The 17,027-nt window shown below is 61.5% G+C and carries 14 protein-coding genes; 12 read left to right on the forward strand and 2 right to left on the reverse strand.

Annotated elements, in window-relative coordinates; genetic code table 11:
- Nucleotides 1-30: 30 nt before the first annotated feature.
- From QVF59_RS02360 to QVF59_RS02390, 7 genes are all read left to right on the forward strand, one after another.
- Nucleotides 31-1,086: a LacI family DNA-binding transcriptional regulator gene (locus QVF59_RS02360; RefSeq protein ID WP_287877160.1), complete on the forward strand. Its 1,056-nt coding sequence runs from the start codon at nucleotides 31-33 to the stop codon at nucleotides 1,084-1,086.
- Nucleotides 1,087-1,256: 170 nt separating this feature from the next.
- A complete protein-coding gene (gene iolD / locus QVF59_RS02365; RefSeq protein WP_287877161.1) occupies nucleotides 1,257-3,113 on the forward strand; it encodes a 3D-(3,5/4)-trihydroxycyclohexane-1,2-dione acylhydrolase (decyclizing) in 1,857 nt (618 codons plus the stop codon).
- Between the two features lie 41 nt (nucleotides 3,114-3,154).
- Complete coding sequence (gene iolE / locus QVF59_RS02370; protein ID WP_287877162.1) at nucleotides 3,155-4,066, forward strand: myo-inosose-2 dehydratase; 912 nt, start codon at nucleotides 3,155-3,157, stop codon at nucleotides 4,064-4,066.
- A gap of 366 nt (nucleotides 4,067-4,432) precedes the next feature.
- Entirely contained in the window at nucleotides 4,433-5,371 is a 939-nt protein-coding gene (locus QVF59_RS02375; protein WP_059285638.1) for a sugar ABC transporter substrate-binding protein, read from the forward strand.
- Nucleotides 5,372-5,429: 58 nt separating this feature from the next.
- Entirely contained in the window at nucleotides 5,430-6,977 is a 1,548-nt protein-coding gene (locus QVF59_RS02380; protein ID WP_287877165.1) for a sugar ABC transporter ATP-binding protein, read from the forward strand.
- A gap of 49 nt (nucleotides 6,978-7,026) precedes the next feature.
- Nucleotides 7,027-8,052, forward strand: coding sequence for an ABC transporter permease (locus tag QVF59_RS02385; RefSeq protein WP_089084898.1), 1,026 nt, complete (start codon nucleotides 7,027-7,029; stop codon nucleotides 8,050-8,052).
- Between the two features lie 183 nt (nucleotides 8,053-8,235).
- Nucleotides 8,236-9,147 (forward strand): DMT family transporter, encoded by a 912-nt coding sequence (locus QVF59_RS02390; protein ID WP_287877167.1) that lies wholly within the window; start codon nucleotides 8,236-8,238, stop codon nucleotides 9,145-9,147.
- On the opposite strand, the gene QVF59_RS02395 is transcribed toward QVF59_RS02390, so the two are convergent.
- A complete protein-coding gene (locus QVF59_RS02395) occupies nucleotides 9,077-9,943 on the reverse strand; it encodes a MurR/RpiR family transcriptional regulator (protein ID WP_287877169.1) in 867 nt (288 codons plus the stop codon). The genes QVF59_RS02390 and QVF59_RS02395 overlap by 71 nt on opposite strands.
- A 235-nt stretch (nucleotides 9,944-10,178) precedes the next feature.
- On the opposite strand from QVF59_RS02395, the gene QVF59_RS02400 reads away from it, so the two are divergent.
- From QVF59_RS02400 to QVF59_RS02415, 4 genes are all read left to right on the forward strand, one after another.
- Nucleotides 10,179-12,116, forward strand: coding sequence for a bifunctional 5-dehydro-2-deoxygluconokinase/5-dehydro-2-deoxyphosphogluconate aldolase (locus tag QVF59_RS02400; protein WP_287877170.1), 1,938 nt, complete (start codon nucleotides 10,179-10,181; stop codon nucleotides 12,114-12,116).
- Nucleotides 12,117-12,134: 18 nt separating this feature from the next.
- Nucleotides 12,135-13,052, forward strand: coding sequence for a myo-inosose-2 dehydratase (gene iolE, locus QVF59_RS02405; RefSeq protein WP_287877171.1), 918 nt, complete (start codon nucleotides 12,135-12,137; stop codon nucleotides 13,050-13,052).
- Nucleotides 13,049-13,846 carry a 5-deoxy-glucuronate isomerase gene (gene iolB / locus QVF59_RS02410; protein WP_287877173.1) on the forward strand — a complete coding sequence of 266 codons (798 nt, stop codon included), beginning with the start codon at nucleotides 13,049-13,051 and terminating at the stop codon, nucleotides 13,844-13,846. Before iolE (QVF59_RS02405) ends, iolB begins: the two co-directional genes overlap by 4 nt.
- Nucleotides 13,847-13,966: 120 nt before the next feature.
- Nucleotides 13,967-15,460, forward strand: coding sequence for a CoA-acylating methylmalonate-semialdehyde dehydrogenase (locus QVF59_RS02415; protein ID WP_287877175.1), 1,494 nt, complete (start codon nucleotides 13,967-13,969; stop codon nucleotides 15,458-15,460).
- Between the two features lie 162 nt (nucleotides 15,461-15,622).
- On the opposite strand, the gene QVF59_RS02420 is transcribed toward QVF59_RS02415, so the two are convergent.
- On the reverse strand, nucleotides 15,623-16,450 hold the full coding sequence (locus tag QVF59_RS02420) for an SPOR domain-containing protein (protein WP_159878742.1): 828 nt from the start codon (nucleotides 16,448-16,450) through the stop codon (nucleotides 15,623-15,625).
- Between the two features lie 139 nt (nucleotides 16,451-16,589).
- Here QVF59_RS02420 and ndk point away from each other — a divergent pair, with 139 nt between their 5' ends.
- Nucleotides 16,590-17,015, forward strand: a complete 426-nt coding sequence (gene ndk, locus QVF59_RS02425; RefSeq protein WP_159878740.1) for a nucleoside-diphosphate kinase — start codon at nucleotides 16,590-16,592, stop codon at nucleotides 17,013-17,015.
- Nucleotides 17,016-17,027: the final 12 nt, after the last annotated feature.

A 17,027-nucleotide genomic window follows, 5' to 3' on the forward strand; every position in this document is an offset into this window, starting at 1 on the left:
CCACGGTGATTGAAGCCAGAGGAAAGTCGCATGAGCCAGCCGCCACGCCGCAAGAAAACCGCCCGTTTCATCGAAATTGCCGCCGCCGCCGGCGTGAGCGTGGCTACGGTGGATAGGGTGTTGAACGAGCGGGGCAGTGTATCGGCCACCGCGCGCGCCAAGGTGGTGGCGGCAGCGCGCGAACTGGCGGTGCCGCGACTGCTGCCGGACACCCGCCATGGCCTGATTCATATCGACATCCTGCTGCCGGACAACCACTCCCCCTTCTTTCGCCGCCTGCGTCAGGCGCTGCAGCAGGCATTGCTGCTGCTGGACCGGCGTGTCGTGGTGCATCAGCACACCCTGGGCGAAAAGGATGAAGCCGGCATGCTGCGTGCCTTGCGGCCCCGGCCCTATCCACGTCAGGGGTTGATTGTGGCGGCACCGGATACTCCAGCCGTGCAGCAGGCCTTGCAAGCAGCCACCCAGCGTGGCGAGCAGGTAGCACTGGTGGTCAGCAATGTGGCTGGTCTGCCACAGGCACGCTATGTCGGCATCGACAACCACGCCGCTGGCCGCACCGCCGGATTGTTGCTGGGGCGACTGTGCCGCCAGCCGGGCCGGGTGCTGTTGTTGTCCAGCCGGCCGGATTACCGTGGTCATCTGGAACGGGCCGGTGGCTGTGCCGATGTATTGGCGCAGGGATTTCCCCATTTGCAGTGTGACCAGGTGGCCACCGCCACCCATGACGATGCCGACCGCTGCTATGCCGCCGTCAGCCATGCTTTCAAGCAGGGCCAGCCTATTGCCGGCATCTACAACAGCGGGGCGGGGTCACCCGGCATCGAAGCCGCACTGCGCCGCTATGCCATTCACGACAAGGTGTGCTGGGTAACGCACGAGCTGTCGGACGACCACCGGCAGTATCTGCAGCAGGGGCTGCTGGATGTGGTGATCGATCAGGACCCGGATGGCCAGGCCATCAAGGCCTTGCAGCATGTGCTGACGGCACTGGAGGTGCTGCCACAGGGCGGGGAAATCGGGGCGGCTGAATTCCGCCTCTATCTGACAGAGAACATGTCAGCCTCGCCCTATCTGTCCCCCTAGCAAGCATGGTTTAGTTTGCGGAAATTGTTTTTCAAAATAAAATTAAAATGAAAAATAATTTGCAAACAGACGCAAATCTTATATCGTAGTGGCAGGCTTTTCCTTACTCTCGATGACGACAGGCTGGCACCGCCCGGTCAGCTGCCGTCATCGCCCCCTGGAGAATGGATGTGAAAACCGTACGTCTCACCGTGGCCCAGGCGCTGGTGCGCTATCTGGCCGCGCAGTTTGTCACCACGCCGGAAGGCCGCCGGGAGCGCTTGTTTGGCGGCGTGTGGGCCATTTTCGGCCACGGCAATGTGGCAGGACTGGGCGAAGCCCTGCAGGCGGCACAGGAGGTGCTGCCCACCTTGCGCGCCCACAACGAACAGGGCATGGCACTGGCCGCCACCGCCTATGCCAAGGCGCATTTCCGCCGCCGCATGATGGCCATCAGCACCTCCATCGGCCCCGGTTGTACCAATCTGGTTACTGCCGCGGCGGTGGCGCATGTCAACCGCCTGCCCATGCTGTTGTTGCCGGGTGATGTATTCATCTCGCGCGCACCGGACCCGGTATTGCAGCAAGTGGAAGATTTTCAGGATGGCGGTGTGTCGGCCGTGGATTGCCTGCGGCCGGTATCGCGCTACTTCGACCGCATCGTGGTGCCATCCCAATTGCTGAGCGCCTTGCCGCGTGCCATTGCCACCCTCACCGACCCGGCCCAGTGCGGCCCGGTGACGCTGGCCCTGCCGCAAGACGTGCAGGCGCAGGCCTTTGACTGGCCAGAATCCTTCTTTGCCGAGCGTGACATCCATTTCCGTCAGCCGCCAGCTGAACCCACCGAGCTGGCGGCTCTGGCTGGTCTGCTGCGCCAGGCCAGGCGGCCGCTGATTGTCTGCGGGGGCGGCGTACTGTATAGCGCCGGCGGGGCGGATGCGCTACGGCAGTTTGTCGAAACACATGGTATTCCGGTTGGCGAGAGTCAGGCGGGCAAGGGCGCACTGAGCTGGGATCACCCCTTGCTGGCCGGTTCCATCGGTGTGACCGGTTCCCCCGCCGCCAACGAGCTGGCCGAGCAGGCGGATCTGGTGCTGGCAGTCGGCAGCCGGCTGCAGGATTTCACCACCGGCTCGCATGCGCTGTATGCCCAGGCCACGCTGCTGTCCATCAATGTGAATGGTTTTGATGCCATCAAGTGGGGTGGCCACAGCCTGCAATGTGATGCTGCAGTCGGGCTGGCGGCACTGAGTGCAGCGCTGGAGGGCTGGCAGGCCGATGCCGACTGGACCGCACACAGCCAGCGCCTGTGCAATGGCTGGCGGCGTCAGGTGGACGAGATTGTGCGCAGCCCGCGTGCCAGCCTGCCCACCTATGCCGAGGCCATCGGCGCGGTGCAGGCCTCGGCAGCGGATTCGGCCGAACGCGACATCGTGGTATGCGCCGCCGGTACGCTGCCGGCCGAGTTGCACAAGCTGTGGCGCACCAGTACGCCCGGTGGTTATCACATGGAGTACGGCTTTTCCTGCATGGGTTACGAGGTAGCCGGTGGCCTGGGGGTGAAGATGGCCCGGCCGGAGCGCGAAGTCATCGTCATGGTGGGCGATGGCAGCTATTTGATGCTGAACAATGAACTGGCCACCTCGGTGATGCTGGGTCACAAGATCATCGTGGTGCTGCTGGACAACGCCGGTTATGCCTGCATCAACCGCTTGCAGCAGGCCTGCGGCGGTGCGCCTTTCAACAATATGCTGGCCGACTGCCTGCATGGCGAACATGGTATCCCGCAGGTCGATTTTGCCCAGAATGCCCGTTCGCTGGGTGCCGAGGCCGAAACCGTCGGCTCGGTGGCCGAACTGCTGGCTGCCATGGTGCGCGCCCGGGCTTCCAGCCGCAGTTATCTGATCCAGCTGCGCATCGATGGCCCGCAATGCACGCCGGAAGGCGGCAGCTGGTGGGAAGTGGGCATTCCGGAAGTGTCCGAACGCGAAGCGGTACGCAGCGCCCGTGCCGACTATGAACAAGCCCGGCTGCGTCAGCGCCAGTAAGCCGCCAGCGTTCAACATATATAAAGACAAGGAGCGAGACAGTGCAGCAATTTGACGTACGTATCGGCATCAACCCCATTTCATGGAGCAATGACGACCTGCCGCAGCTGGGCGGGCATATTCCGCTGGAAACCTGTCTGCAGGAGGGCGCGGAAATCGGCTATGCCGGCTTCGAGCTGGGCAACAAGTTTCCCAAAGACCCGCAGGCCCTGCGCGACAAGATGGCCGAATACGGCGTGGCGGTGGTATCCGGCTGGCATTCCGGTCATCTGGCCGAGGGCTCGGTGGAAGATGAAATCGTGGCGGCCACTGCCCATGTGGACAAGCTGGTGTTCAATGGTTGCCAGGTGCTGGTGTATGGCGAGGTGGCCGGTTCGGTGCAGGGGCAGCAGCAAACGCCGCTTTCGCAACGGCCACGCTTTGCCAGCCAGCAGCAATGGCAGGATTACGCCGCGCGGCTGGATGCCTTTGCTGCCTGGCTGAAGGGTAGGGGCATTACGCTGGCGTATCACCATCACATGGGTGCCTATTGCGAAACCAGTGCCGACCTGGACTTGCTGATGTCAATCACCGGGCCGGATGTCGGCTTGCTGTTTGATACCGGCCACATCACTTTTGCCGGGGGCGACGCCTATGTCGAACTGCTCAAGCATGTAGACCGGGTGGTGCATGTGCATTGCAAGGATGTACGGCGGGCGGTGATGCAACAGGCCAAGGCAGAAAACTGGAGCTTTCTGGATGCCGTGCTCAAGGGCGTGTTTACCGTACCGGGTGATGGCATGATCGATTTCGCCCCCATTCTGGCCACGTTGCAACGGCATGGTTACCGGGGCTGGCTGGTGGTGGAGGCCGAGCAGGACCCGGCGCTGGCACCCAGCTATGAATACGCCAAGAAGGGCTACGACTATCTGGCCGCCTTGTGTGCCAGCCTGCGCCAGCCGGTTGTTGCCTGAAAACGCTTGTTGCCAGTGCAACTGGTCGCTGAGTCAGTAGCCATGCCATGTCGGCATGGCTTTTTCATTTTTCCGCCCTTGCTGTTGCATTTGTGTCCGGTTAAAACCCGTTAAATCAAGGGGATGGCCATGCTGTGCATGGCGCTGTGGCAGGACCCTGTCCAGCATGGGCAACTGGTTCATCTGGCAAAATATAGAAAAATATTTCTATGTGCAATGCAGCATGAAATTTTATTTGCAATATTGAACACGCTCACTTATCTTAGCTGCACGACAACACGATATGCGCATCGCATTGCACTGCAACATGAGCGGTCGGCGGCATGTCGGGATCGAACCCACACCATAAGGACAGGAGACGCATCAATGAAACGCATCACCAAGCTTGCTGGTTCCGCAGTGTTCTTTTCCCTCACCATGCTGGCCATGCCGGCATCCGCCGCCAAACTGGGCGTGACCATGTCCGCCTTTGACGACAACTTCCTCACCGTGCTGCGCAATAACATGAAAACCTACGCCGGCAGCCAGAAGGGTGTGGACATCCAGTTTGAAGATGCGCAGAACGACGTTGGCCGTCAGCTCAGCCAGGTACAAAACTTCATTGCCCAGAAAGTGGACGCCATCATCGTCAATGTGGTGGATACCGATGCCACGCCGAAAATCACCAAGCTGGCGCAAAGCGCCGGCATTCCGCTGGTGTACGTAAACCGCATGCCGGCTGACAAGACTCTGCCTGCCAAGGTGGCCTTTGTCGGCTCCAACGAGGCCGAATCCGGCACCGTGCAGATGAAAGAGGTGTGCCGCCTGATGAAGGGCAAGGGCAATATCGTGGTGATGATGGGCGACCTGGCCAACCAGGCTGCGCGCCAGCGTACCAAGGATGTGGAAGAAGTCATCGCCAAGGCCCCGTGTAACGGCATCAAGATTGTAGAAAAACAGACCGCCAAATGGTCGCGTACCGATGGCCGCGACCTGATGATGAACTGGCTGAGTGCCGGCCTGCAGTTTGACGCCGTGGTGTCGAATAACGACGAAATGGCACTGGGTGCCATCCAGGCGCTCAAGTCTGCCAAGCGTCTGGACAAAACCATCGTGGCTGGCGTGGATGCCACCCAGGATGCCCTCACCGCGATGAAAAACGGCGAGCTGAAAGTCACCGTGTTCCAGAATGCCGCCGGTCAGGGCAAGGGTGCGGTGGACACCGCTCTCAAGCTGTCGCGTGGCGAAAAGCTGCCGTCGATGATCTGGGTGCCGTTCGAGCTGGTCACCCCGGCCAACTTGAAGAACTACCAGTCGCGCAACTAATGCTGAAGCGGGCGGCCGCAGCAGCGCGTCGCCCGGTACTCAAGGAGGAGAGCAAGCCATGTTGAGCCTGGCCCCGGAAAAACCGAAGGCAGCCGCCCCGTCCCACCCGCCGGTGAACAGCGAAACGCTGCTGATTGAAGTGGAAGGTGTACGCAAGGCTTTTCCCGGTGTGGTGGCGCTGGATGATGTGTCCTTCCGCCTGCGTGCCGGTACCGTGCATGCGCTGATGGGCGAAAACGGCGCCGGCAAGTCCACGCTGATGAAAATCCTGGCCGGGGTGTATATCCCGGACCAGGGCGTCTATCGCCTGCACGGTCGCGACATCGCGCTGACTTCGCCGCTGGATGCCCTGGAAAACGGCATCGCCATGATTCATCAGGAACTCAACCTGATGCCCTTCATGAGCATTGCCGAGAATATCTGGATCCGCCGCGAGCCGCTGAACCGTTTCGGCCTGATCGACCACGCCAGAATGTACCAGATGACCCGCGAGCTGTTTGCCCAGCTGTCGATTGATCTGGACCCGGAAGCCAAGGTGGCCAGCCTGAGCATTTCCAGCCGCCAGATGGTGGAGATTGCCCGTGCGGTGTCGTACAACTCCGACGTGCTGATCATGGACGAACCCACCTCAGCACTGACCGAGCACGAAGTCGCCCACCTGTTCCGCATCGTGCGCATGCTGCGCGAGCAGGGCAAGGGCATCATCTACATCACCCACAAGATGAACGAGCTGTTCGAGATTGCCGACGAGGTGTCGGTATTCCGCGATGGCCATTTCATCGGCTGCAAGCGGGTGGAACAGCTCAGCCACGATGAAGTGATCCGCATGATGGTGGGGCGTGAAATCACCGAGATGTTCCCCAAAACCATCGTGCCGATTGGCGAGGTGGCGCTGGAAGTGGAACACCTCACCCTCGATGGCGTATTCCACGATGTGTCCTTTTCCGTGCGCCAGGGGGAAATCCTGGGTGTGGCGGGGCTGATCGGCTCCGGCCGCAGCAATGTGGCGGAAACCCTGTTTGGCGTCAGCCCGGCCAGCAGCGGCCAGATCCGCATCAATGGCCAGGCGGTGACGGTGGATTCGCCGCGTACGGCCATGCAGCACGGCATGGCCTTTCTCACCGAAGACCGCAAGGACACCGGCTGTTTTCTCAACCTGAGCATTCAGGAAAACATGCAGATCTCGGTGCTGGGCGGTGACAATCTCAAGGCCGGTTTCGTACGGCAGCAGGCGCTGGATGAAATGTGCGCGGCCATGTCCGGCACGCTGCGGGTGAAAACGCCGAATCTGGACGAACGCATCGAAAACCTGTCCGGTGGCAACCAGCAAAAAGTGCTGATTGGCCGCTGGCTGCTGACCAACCCGAAAATACTGATTCTGGATGAACCCACCCGCGGTATCGACGTGGGAGCCAAGGCAGAAATCCACAAACTGATCTGCAAGCTGGCCGGGCAGGGCGTGGCCGTCATCATGATTTCGTCGGAGCTGCCCGAGGTACTGGGCATGAGTGACCGCATCATGGTGATGCATGAGGGCCGGGTGACCGGCATTGTCGATCGCGCCGATGCCGACCAGGTCAGCATCATGACGCTGGCTGCCGGTTGAGCGTCAGACGCTTGAGCAGCCAAGCACAATAACAGCAGGAGAAGACAAAATGGCAATCAGCAATACGCAAGCACTGGGCAAATCCCCCAAGTCCGGCGCGTTCAGGTTCAAGCTTCCCGCCGAAGCGCGCATCTTCATGGTGCTGCTGGGCGTGGCCCTGGTATTTGAACTATTAGGCTGGCTGTTTGTTGGCCAAAGCTTCATCGCCAACAAGGAAAGACTGATCGTGATGGTGCTGCAGGTGTCGGTCATCGGCATCATCGCGGTGGGCGTCACCCAGATCATCATCATGGGCGGCATCGACCTCTCATCCGGCTCGGTGGTGGCACTTACCGCCATGGTGTCGGCCAGTCTGGCGCAAACTTCCGACTTTGCCCGCGCGGTATTCCCATCACTGACCGACCTGCCGGTAATCGCACCGCTGGCCGCCGGCTTGCTGGTGGGGCTGGTGTGCGGGCTGATCAACGGCGCGGTGATTGCCAAAACGGCGATCCCGCCCTTCATCGCCACACTGGGCATGATGGTGACCGCCCGTGGTTTGGCCAAGTGGTACACCCAGGGTGAACCCATCAGCATGTTGTCGGACCACTATGCCGCCATCGGTGCCGGCATCAATCCCATCATCATCTTCCTGCTGACGGCGCTGGCCTTCCACATCATCCTCAGCTACACCCGCTACGGCAAATATACGTACGCCATCGGTGCCAACCGCGCTGCCGCGCGGGTAGCCGGCATCAACGTCAACCGTCACTTGATCCTGGTGTACACCGTGGCAGGCCTGTTGTCCGGGCTGGCCGGGGTGGTGACGTCGGCGCGGGCGGTGTCCGGTCAGGCCGGCATGGGCATGATGTATGAGCTGGATGCCATTGCCGCAGCGGTGATTGGTGGCACCTCGCTCAATGGCGGCCTGGGCAAGATTACCGGCACCGTCATCGGCGCGCTGATTCTGGGCACCATGACGTCCGGTTTCACCTTCCTGCGTATCGACGCCTATTACCAGGAAATCGTCAAAGGCATCATCATCGTGGTGGCCGTGGTGGCGGACCAGTACCGCCAGCGCAATCGCCGCAGCTAGTAGCCCGGCATCGCGCAGCGGGTGTGGCAGCAGTTAAACTGTCGCAGGAGTCACACCCGGCTGTCTTGATGCGGCATGGCAATGCGGCAGGAATCTCTCAGCAGGGTGTTGATCGGGAAGGTGCGCCTTCCCGTTTTTTCATTGTTGCGGAAACGTGTTGTGCGCCCGAATCCAGTTGTGAGAGTGAATCAAGCTGTGCGTCCCGGTCTGGCAGAAGCCACGCTGGTGCTGGTTACCCTGATTGCCGGCTTTGGCTGGCTGTGTTCCAAGGAAGTGTTGCGCGGCATGCCGCCCCTGCTGTTTCTGGGAGTGCGCTTTGCCAGCGCCGGTGTGGTGCTGTCCTTGCTGGCAGGCTGGCGTGCCCAGCCATTGCCTTGGCGTTTGCCTGCCAGCAGTTGGTGGAGTGCGGTGATGCTGGCCTTGGCCATGGTGCTGTGGATGCTGGCCTTGCAGCAAAGCAATAACCTGGGCGTGGGGGCCTTCATCGGCAGCCTGGGCGTGGTGCTGGCACCAGTGCTGGCGCGGCTGATGTTTGGCACCGTGCTGCTGGCGCAAACCTTGTGGGCCATGCCGCTGGCAGCGTTGGGTGTGGCAGCCATGGCCTTGCATGGTGGCTGGCAGCTGGGTGCGGCCGACAGCCTGTTTCTGGCTTCGGCCGTGGCGATGTCGGTATTTCTCAATCTGAATGGCAGGGCTGGGGCGAAGGCACCGGCATTGAGCCTGACCGCCTTGCAGCTGCTGCTGGCCGGTGTGGCCGGTTTGGTCGGCAGTGTGCTGGTGGAGCACTGGCCATCCCGGCTGAGCGGTGAGCTGATGGCCTGGCTGCTGGTAAGCATCCTGCTGGCCACCTGTGGCCGCTTCTTCCTGCAAGGCTGGGCGCAGGCGCGGGTGCCGATGCAGCGTTCGGCCTTCATCCTGCTGCTGGAGCCGGTGTGGACCGCTATCCTGGCCTGGTGGTGGTTTGGCAGCAGCATGAGCGCCAGTCAGCTGACCGGCGCGGGACTGATCATGTCGTCCTTGCTGGTCAGTCGTCGTAAGCCCCGGCGTCGCGGGTCTCTTCAATCACCAGTTCCAGCCGGTAAGACAGGGCAATGAACAAGGCCTGACACAGGCTGATGGTGCTGGTGAGCGAGCGGAAGGAAAACGCGGTGCCCTCTTTTACCGTCAGCACCGCGTCGGCATTGCGTGCCAGCGGGCTTAACTGGCTGTCGGTAATCACCAGCTGTTTTGCCTTGTTTTGTCCGGCCACGCGCGCGCAGTAGCGGGTTTCCTTGCCATAGGGCTGGAAGCTGATGGCGATCATCAGGTCGTTTTCGCGGATGCTGCGGATCTGGTCGTGGTACATGCCACCCAGGCCGGAAACCAGATGCACCCGCTTGGCCGTGTGCTGCAAGGCATAGCTGATATAGCTGGCAATCGGAAACATGCGCCGCACCGCCACCACATAGATATTGTCCGCCTTCACCAGCAGTTCCACCGCCTTGTCGATGGCGGCCGGGTCCAGCGCCTGGGACAGGTCATCCAGCCCTTGCTGGCAGGCAGTGATGAAGTTCTGCGTCACCTGGGTATTGCTCAGTGGCGTGTCCTGCGTGGCAATCACGCTGCGGATGCGCTTCTGGTAATTGTTGACATTGCCCCCGGCCGGGGCAAAGGCATCGCGGAACACCGTCTGCATGTCGGAAAAGCCGCTGAAGCCAAAGCGCTGGGCAAAACGCACGATGGCGGAAGGTTGCACCTCGCAGGCTTGGGCAATGTCGGTAATGCGCTCCAGCACCAGGGTCTGGCGGTGTTCTTCTACGTATTTGGCAATCACTTTGAGCTGCTTGCTCAGGTCTTCGTATTCCTCGGCGATGCGTTGCATCAGCTGATCGGCGCTTATTTCCTTGGTCATGGCAGGAATGTTCGGCAATGTGGATGGCGTCATTTTAGAGTGAAACCGGCGCGCTACAAAAACATTTTTCGGAAAATAATTTCTATTAGAAAATAAATACGAAAAAAAAGTTGCATTCGCCAGGCCGCCGATTTATGCTGGACTTCACCGATATGGCTGACGGCGCACTTCCCCGGGCGGGTGGAGGCGGGCCGCAGCGGCGGACAGTCACTCAACGAGACAAAGAATGCACATCATGCAAAACACCACCCATTTTGCTGCCGACCGACCGCTGGACCTGATCTGCCTGGGCAGACTGGCCATCGACTTGTATGCCCGCCAACTGGGAGCCCGGCTGGAAGACGCCAGCAGCTTTGCCCGCTATCTGGGCGGCTCCTCCGCCAACATCGCTTTCGGTACTGCCAGGCTGGGCCTGAAGTCCGCCATGCTGTCCCGTGTGGGCGACGAACACATGGGCCGCTACCTGCTGGACACCCTGTCCGCCGAAGGCTGTGATGTCAGCCAGGTGAAGGTGGACCCGGAGCGGCTTACCGCGCTGGTGCTGTTGGGCATCAAGGACCGCGATACCTTCCCCCTGCTGTTTTACCGTGAAAACTGTGCCGACATGGCGCTGGAAGAAGCGGATATCAATGAAGACTTCATTGCCTCCAGCAAGGCGCTGCTGATTACCGGCACCCACTTTTCCACCGCCAAGGTGAATGCCGCCAGCCGCAAGGCGCTGGCGCTGGCACGAAAGCATGATGTGCGTACCGTGCTGGATATCGACTATCGCCCGGTGCTGTGGGGCATTACCGGCCGTGGCAATGGCGAGGAGCGCTATATCGCCAGCGATGGTGTGACCGCGCATTTGCAATCGGTACTGCCGCTGTTCGACTTGATTGTCGGCACCGAAGAAGAAATCAATATCGCCGGGGGCTCGGACGATTTGCTCACCAGCCTGGCTACCCTGCGCCAGCTGGCTCCGCAGGCCACCCTGGTGGTGAAGCGTGGCCCGCTGGGCTGCGCAGTCATTCCGGCGGCCATCCCGGCGCGCATTGAGGATGCGTTCTCGGTCAAGGGCGCGCAGGTGGAAGTGATGAATGTACTGGGCGCGGGCGATGCCTTTCTGTCCGGCTTCTTGTCCGGCTGGCTGCATGGCCGTGACTATGGCTGGTGCTGCACCCGCGCCAATGCCTGCGGTGCGCTGGTGGTGTCGCGCCATGGCTGCTCGCCAGCCATGCCCACCCCGGCCGAACTGGATTACTTCCTCGGTCTGGAACAGACACCGCTGCGACCGGGTGACGATGCCACGCTCAGCCGCCTGCACCGGGTCAGCATCAAGCGCAAGCAATGGGATGACCTGTGCGTGTTTGCCTTCGACCACCGCAACCAGTTTTTCGAGCTGGCGCGGCAAAGCGGGGCGGACGAGGCGCGCATTTCCGTGCTCAAGTGCCTGTTGGTGGATGCCGTGGCGCAAACCGAAAGCGCACTGCAACTGCAAGGCCATATCGGCATTCTGGTGGATGACCGCTACGGCGAGGACGCCATGTATGCCGCCACCGGTCGCGGCTGGTGGATAGGCCGTCCGGTGGAACTGCCCGGTTCCAACCCGCTGGAATTCGACCGTGGCCGCACCGCCACTGCACGGCTGGAAAGCTGGCCGCAGGAACACATCATCAAATGTCTGGTGCAGTACCACCCGGACGACACGCTGGAAAACCGGCTGGAGCAGGAAGCCCAGGTGCGCGCCATTTACGAGGCAGCGCAACTGAGTGGCCACGAGCTGCTGCTGGAAGTGATTCCGTCGAAAAAACTGCCGCAACAGCCGGATACCGTGCTGCGCGCACTCAAGCGCTTCTACAACCTGGGCATCTATCCGGAGTGGTGGAAGCTGGAATCCATGTCGGCCGCGCAATGGCAGGCGGTGGATGCGCTGCTGGCTGAGCGCGACCCTTACTGCCGTGGCGTGGTGCTGCTGGGCCTGCATGCGGCCGTCGATGTGCTGCGTCAGGGCTTTGCCGATGCGGCAGCCAGCCGCAGCTGCCGTGGTTTCATGGTGGGACGCACGCTGTTCCACGAACCGTCACAACGCTGGCTGGCCGGCGAACTGGACGACGCCGGGCTGATTGCTGCCGCCCGTGGCAATTTTGAAACCCTGATCGACATCTGGCGCAGCCGTCGCCAGCCGCGCTGAGCACCCGGGAGAACAATAATGAGCAAGCCATTCAAGGTAAAAATCGGCATCAACCCCATTTCCTGGTGCAATGACGACCTGCCCTCGCTGGGCGGTGAGGTGACGCTGGACACCATTTTGCGCGAAGGTGCGCGCATCGGTTATCAGGGTTTCGAGCTGGGCAACAAGTTTCCGCGCGACCCGCAAACGCTGGCGGCCGTACTGCAGCCTTACGGCGTAGAGTGCGTTTCCGGCTGGCATTCCGGTTATCTGGCGGAAAGCAGCGTGGAAGAGGAAATCCGCCGCGTGGAGCCGCATCTGCAACTGCTGGTGCAAAACGGCTGCAAGGTGATGGTGTATGGCGAGGTGGCCAGCGCCATCCAGGGCCAGCCCCAGCCCTTGTACAAGCGCCCGCGCTTTAGCAGCCCGCAGCAGTGGCTGGCCTATGGCGCGCGGCTGAACGAATTTGCCCGCCATCTGCAATCACGCGGCATTACCCTGGCCTACCACCACCATATGGGGGCCTATGTCGAAACCGCGCAGGATATCGACCAATTGATGGCGGTGACCGGCCCGGAAGTCGGTCTGCTGTTTGATACCGGTCACATCACCTTTGCCGGGGGCGATGCGCTGGCCGTGCTGAACAAGCATATTGCCCGCGTGGTGCATGTGCATTGCAAGGATGTGCGCCCGCAAGTGGTGAAACAGGCCTGGAACGGCAACTGGAGTTTCCTGCAGGCGGTGATCAACGGGGCGTTTACCGTGCCGGGCGATGGCTGCATCGACTTTGCCGCCATTTTGCATGTTCTGGCGGTTCACGGTTATCAGGGCTGGCTGGTGGTGGAGGCCGAGCAGGACCCGGTCGTCGCGCCCAGCTATGAATACGCCGACAAGGGCTATCGCACACTGTCATCGCTGGTGGCGGCCATCAATCGGCAGGAAAGGAATGTGGCATGAGCTTGTTGGTCAAGGCAGGCAAGGGACGCGAAATTGCCGACATCACCCCGCAAAGCGCAGGTTGGCAGCATGTGGGTTTCCGCGCCGTGCGACTGGATGTGGGCGAACAGGAAAGCTGGCAGGATGCCGGGCGCGAATGCTGTCTGGTGGTGCTGACCGGCAAGGTGGCCGTGCAGGCCGGGGCGCAGCACTGGGACAGTCTGGGCGAGCGCAGCAGCGTATTTGACGACCTGGCCCCGTGGGCGGTGTATGTCCCGGCCGGAGAGCCTCTTACCATCACCGCACTGACGCCGGCCGAAGTGGCCTTGTGCTCGGCACCCGGCCAGCCGGGGCGCGAAGTACGGTTGATTGCACCTGCCAGCATGCAGCGCAGCGTGCGCGGCAAGGGGGCCAACACCCGCTATGTGACTGACATCCTGCCGCAGACCGAGCCGGCCGACGGCCTCTTGGTGGTGGAGGTGATCACCCCGTCCGGCCATTCTTCCAGCTACCCGCCGCACAAGCACGATCTGGACAATCTGCCAGTGGAGAGCGCACTGGAAGAAACCTATTACCACCGCATCGACCCGCCGCAGGGCTTTGCCTTCCAGCGCGTGTATACCGACGACCGCAGCCTGGACATATCCCACGCGGTGGAAAACCACGATGTAATGATGGTGCCGCGTGGTTATCACCCGGTATGTGTGCCCTATGGCTACCAGTCCTATTACCTCAACGTGATGGCTGGGCCCAAGCGCCAGTGGTCCTTCCACAACGACCCGCAGCACGAATGGCTGTTGCAGCTGCCTGATTGAAACCGCGCAGCCCGGCCTGCCTCATGGGCCGGGCTGCACCTAACAAAGCTACCCCTCAAATCATTTTGATGCCGTCTATTGACCGGCAGGCCCCCGGCTGGCCCGGCGCAAGGAGAAACCATGTTGCAGATTCCGCATTTCATCAATGGCCAGCGTACTGCTGGTGCCGCACAACGCCATGCTGCCGTGTTCAACCCGGCACTGGGCCGGCCGCAGGCTGAAGTGATACTGGCCGAGCAGCAAGATGTCGCTGCCGCCGTAGCCGCCGCCCATGCCGCCTTTCCGGCCTGGGCGGCACTGTCCCCGCTCAAGCGCTCACGTGTCCTGTTCCGTTTCAAAAGCATTCTGGAGGAGCGCCAGCGCGAACTGGCGGCAGTGATTTCCAGCGAACACGGCAAGGTGGAATCCGACGCTCTGGGCGAAGTGCAGCGCGGGCTGGAGGTGGTGGAATTCGCCTGCGGCATTCCACAATTGCTCAAGGGCGAATATACCGAGCAGGTAGCCACCGGCGTGGATGCCTGGACCATGCGCCAGCCGCTGGGCGTGGTGGCCGGCATCACACCGTTCAACTTCCCGGCCATGGTGCCGATGTGGATGTTCCCGGTGGCGCTGGCCTGCGGTAATACCTTCATCCTCAAACCGTCCGAGCGCGACCCGTCCGCCCCCTTGCTGATTGCCGAATGGCTGAAGGAAGCCGGGCTGCCGGATGGCGTGTTCAATGTGCTGCAAGGCGACAAGCTGGCGGTGGACGGCCTGCTCACCCATCCGGATGTGGCTGCGGTCAGCTTTGTCGGCTCCACCCCGATTGCCCGCTACATTTATGAAACCGGTGCCGCACACGGCAAGCGGGTGCAGGCGCTGGGCGGGGCCAAGAACCACATGGTGGTACTACCGGATGCCGACCTGGACATGACCATCGAAGCGCTGATGGGTGCGGCCTATGGTTCGGCCGGTGAGCGCTGCATGGCCATTTCCGTTGCCGTGGCGGTGGGTGAGGTGGCAGACACGCTGGTGGCACGGCTGGCCGAGCGTACCCGTCAGCTGCGCATCAATGTCGGTACCGACCCCAAGGCCGAAATGGGCCCGCTGGTAACACGCCAGCATCTGGACAAGGTGAGCGGTTATATCGCCCAGGGCGTGGCTCAAGGCGCACAACTGGTGGTGGATGGTCGTGGCCTGGTGGTGCCGGGCTGCGAGGAAGGCTTCTTCATCGGCGGCACGCTGTTCGATCATGTCACGCCAGAGATGACCATTTATCAGGAAGAAATCTTCGGCCCGGTGCTGGCCGTGCTGCGGGTGGACAGTCTGGAGGCGGCAGTAAAACTGATCAACCAGCATGCCTATGGTAATGGTACGGCCATCTTTACCCGTAACGGCGGCGCGGCGCGCGAATTTGCCCATCGCATCCAGGTGGGCATGGTGGGCATCAATGTGCCGATTCCGGTGCCCATGGCCTTCCACAGCTTTGGCGGCTGGAAAGCCTCGCTGTTTGGCGACCATCACATGCACGGCCCGGAAGGCGTGCGTTTTTACACCCGCATGAAGGCCATTACCAGCCGCTGGCCGGCAGGGCAGGTGCAGAGCGCTGAGTTTGCCATGCCGACCCTGGGGTGAGCGGCAGCAGGAGGAGCCGCGCTCAACGCCTGGCTTCTCGTGCTCCGGACATGGTTTGCATCCTCTGATCGACCTTCAGGCAGCCGTGGCTGCCTTTTTTTCATCGGGGCAAACAAAAGGCCCGCCTTGTTCAAGGGCGGGCCGGTGTGCTGTCTGGTGCAATTACTGTCCGGCGGGAGCCAGCAGCGGGGTGTAGCCCAGACTGCGCAGCTTGGCCATGGCCTCGTCGGCTTCGGCCCGGTTCTTGAACGGGCCCAGCTGGACGCGAGTTTCGGTATGGGCTTCAATGCCCTTGGCTTTCAGCTCTTTCACCAGTTTTTCTGCATTGCTGGTACTGGAAAACAGGCCCAGCTGTAGTTTGTAGCCCAGTGAACTGCCTTCCGGCTTGGCTTTCACCGGCGGCACACTCTGCACCAGCGGTGTGCTCTCCGCGGTGGCTACTGTGGCGGCGGTGGGCTGTGGCGCTGCGGCTGCCGGGGCCGGCTTGCTGGCTACGCTATGTGGTGTGGCCACGGGGGCTGCTGCTGGGCTTGTTGTACCGGTGCCGGCGGCAGCTTTTGCCGCTGGCTTGCTGGCGGGTACGTGGGAAACTGGTGGTGATACCGGCTTGGCACTGGCAACTGCAGGTGTCTTGCTGACATCCGGGGTCTGCGGGGGGGCTGCAAGGGGTGCGGCAGGCGAAGGCGATGTACCGGCATCTGTCAGCGGTGCGCTGGCCTCCACCACCGGAGCGCTGGCCGGGGTAGCTTCCGGTACGGGAGCCTCTGCCGCTGGAGTAGAACTCGGGTTGACGATCTTGCCAGAGCTGCCTGCCGGTGTGCTGGCAGTCATTTCCACCTTGGGCTTTTTCATGCCATCCAGCACCGGTATGGCCGCCAGTGCCACGGCAACCAGGCCGCCGGCAATTGCCAGGCGCTTTTTCAGCTTGCTGTTGAGGTCTTTTTCATCCGGCCCGGTGCCGGGGTCCTGCCCTTGATTTTGTTCTGTCATGGCCTTGAATTTTTATGCAGCAGAGGCTTGAAAAGGCTGGTAAAATATCGGGTTCCTCAGAATTGCGTAACCCGAGTGGATAAACTAAAGCCTAGTTTAGCCACTTGTTCTGTTATTTGGGAGTATTTGGGAGATTTTTATGGCAATTGAACGTACCCTGTCCATCGTTAAGCCGGATGCCGTCGCCAAGAACGTGATTGGCAAGATCTACGACCGTTTCGAATCCGCCGGTCTGAAAGTGGTTGCTGCCAAGCTGAAGCAACTGTCCCGCGCTGAAGCCGAAGGCTTCTACGCGGTACACAAAGAACGTCCTTTCTTCAAGGACCTGGTTGACTTCATGGTTTCCGGCCCGGTGATGATCCAGGCTCTGGAAGGCGAAAACGCCGTCGCCAAGAACCGCGAACTGATGGGCGCCACCGACCCGAAAAAGGCTGACGCCGGCACCATCCGCGCCGACTTCGCCGAATCGATCGACGCTAACGCCGTACACGGCTCCGACAGCGCTGAAAACGCTGCCATCGAAGTGGCTTACTTCTTTGCCGCTTCCGAGATCTACTCCCGTTAATCTCGATTTGCC

This window comes from Aquitalea sp., assembly GCF_030150775.1.
Taxonomy (GTDB): Bacteria; Pseudomonadota; Gammaproteobacteria; order Burkholderiales; family Chromobacteriaceae; genus Aquitalea; species Aquitalea denitrificans.

Coding starts and splice junctions, on each gene's coding strand:
- iolE (WP_287877171.1), top strand. CDS start 12,135: ATGAGCAAGCCATTCAAGGTAAAAATCGGCATCAACCCCATTTCCTGG.
- iolB (WP_287877173.1), top strand. CDS start 13,049: ATGAGCTTGTTGGTCAAGGCAGGCAAGGGACGCGAAATTGCCGACATC.
- QVF59_RS02420 (WP_159878742.1), bottom strand. CDS start 16,450: ATGACAGAACAAAATCAAGGGCAGGACCCCGGCACCGGGCCGGATGAA.
- QVF59_RS02375 (WP_059285638.1), top strand. CDS start 4,433: ATGAAACGCATCACCAAGCTTGCTGGTTCCGCAGTGTTCTTTTCCCTC.
- ndk (WP_159878740.1), top strand. CDS start 16,590: ATGGCAATTGAACGTACCCTGTCCATCGTTAAGCCGGATGCCGTCGCC.
- QVF59_RS02415 (WP_287877175.1), top strand. CDS start 13,967: ATGTTGCAGATTCCGCATTTCATCAATGGCCAGCGTACTGCTGGTGCC.
- QVF59_RS02380 (WP_287877165.1), top strand. CDS start 5,430: ATGTTGAGCCTGGCCCCGGAAAAACCGAAGGCAGCCGCCCCGTCCCAC.
- QVF59_RS02395 (WP_287877169.1), bottom strand. CDS start 9,943: ATGACCAAGGAAATAAGCGCCGATCAGCTGATGCAACGCATCGCCGAG.
- QVF59_RS02400 (WP_287877170.1), top strand. CDS start 10,179: ATGCAAAACACCACCCATTTTGCTGCCGACCGACCGCTGGACCTGATC.
- QVF59_RS02385 (WP_089084898.1), top strand. CDS start 7,027: ATGGCAATCAGCAATACGCAAGCACTGGGCAAATCCCCCAAGTCCGGC.
- QVF59_RS02360 (WP_287877160.1), top strand. CDS start 31: ATGAGCCAGCCGCCACGCCGCAAGAAAACCGCCCGTTTCATCGAAATT.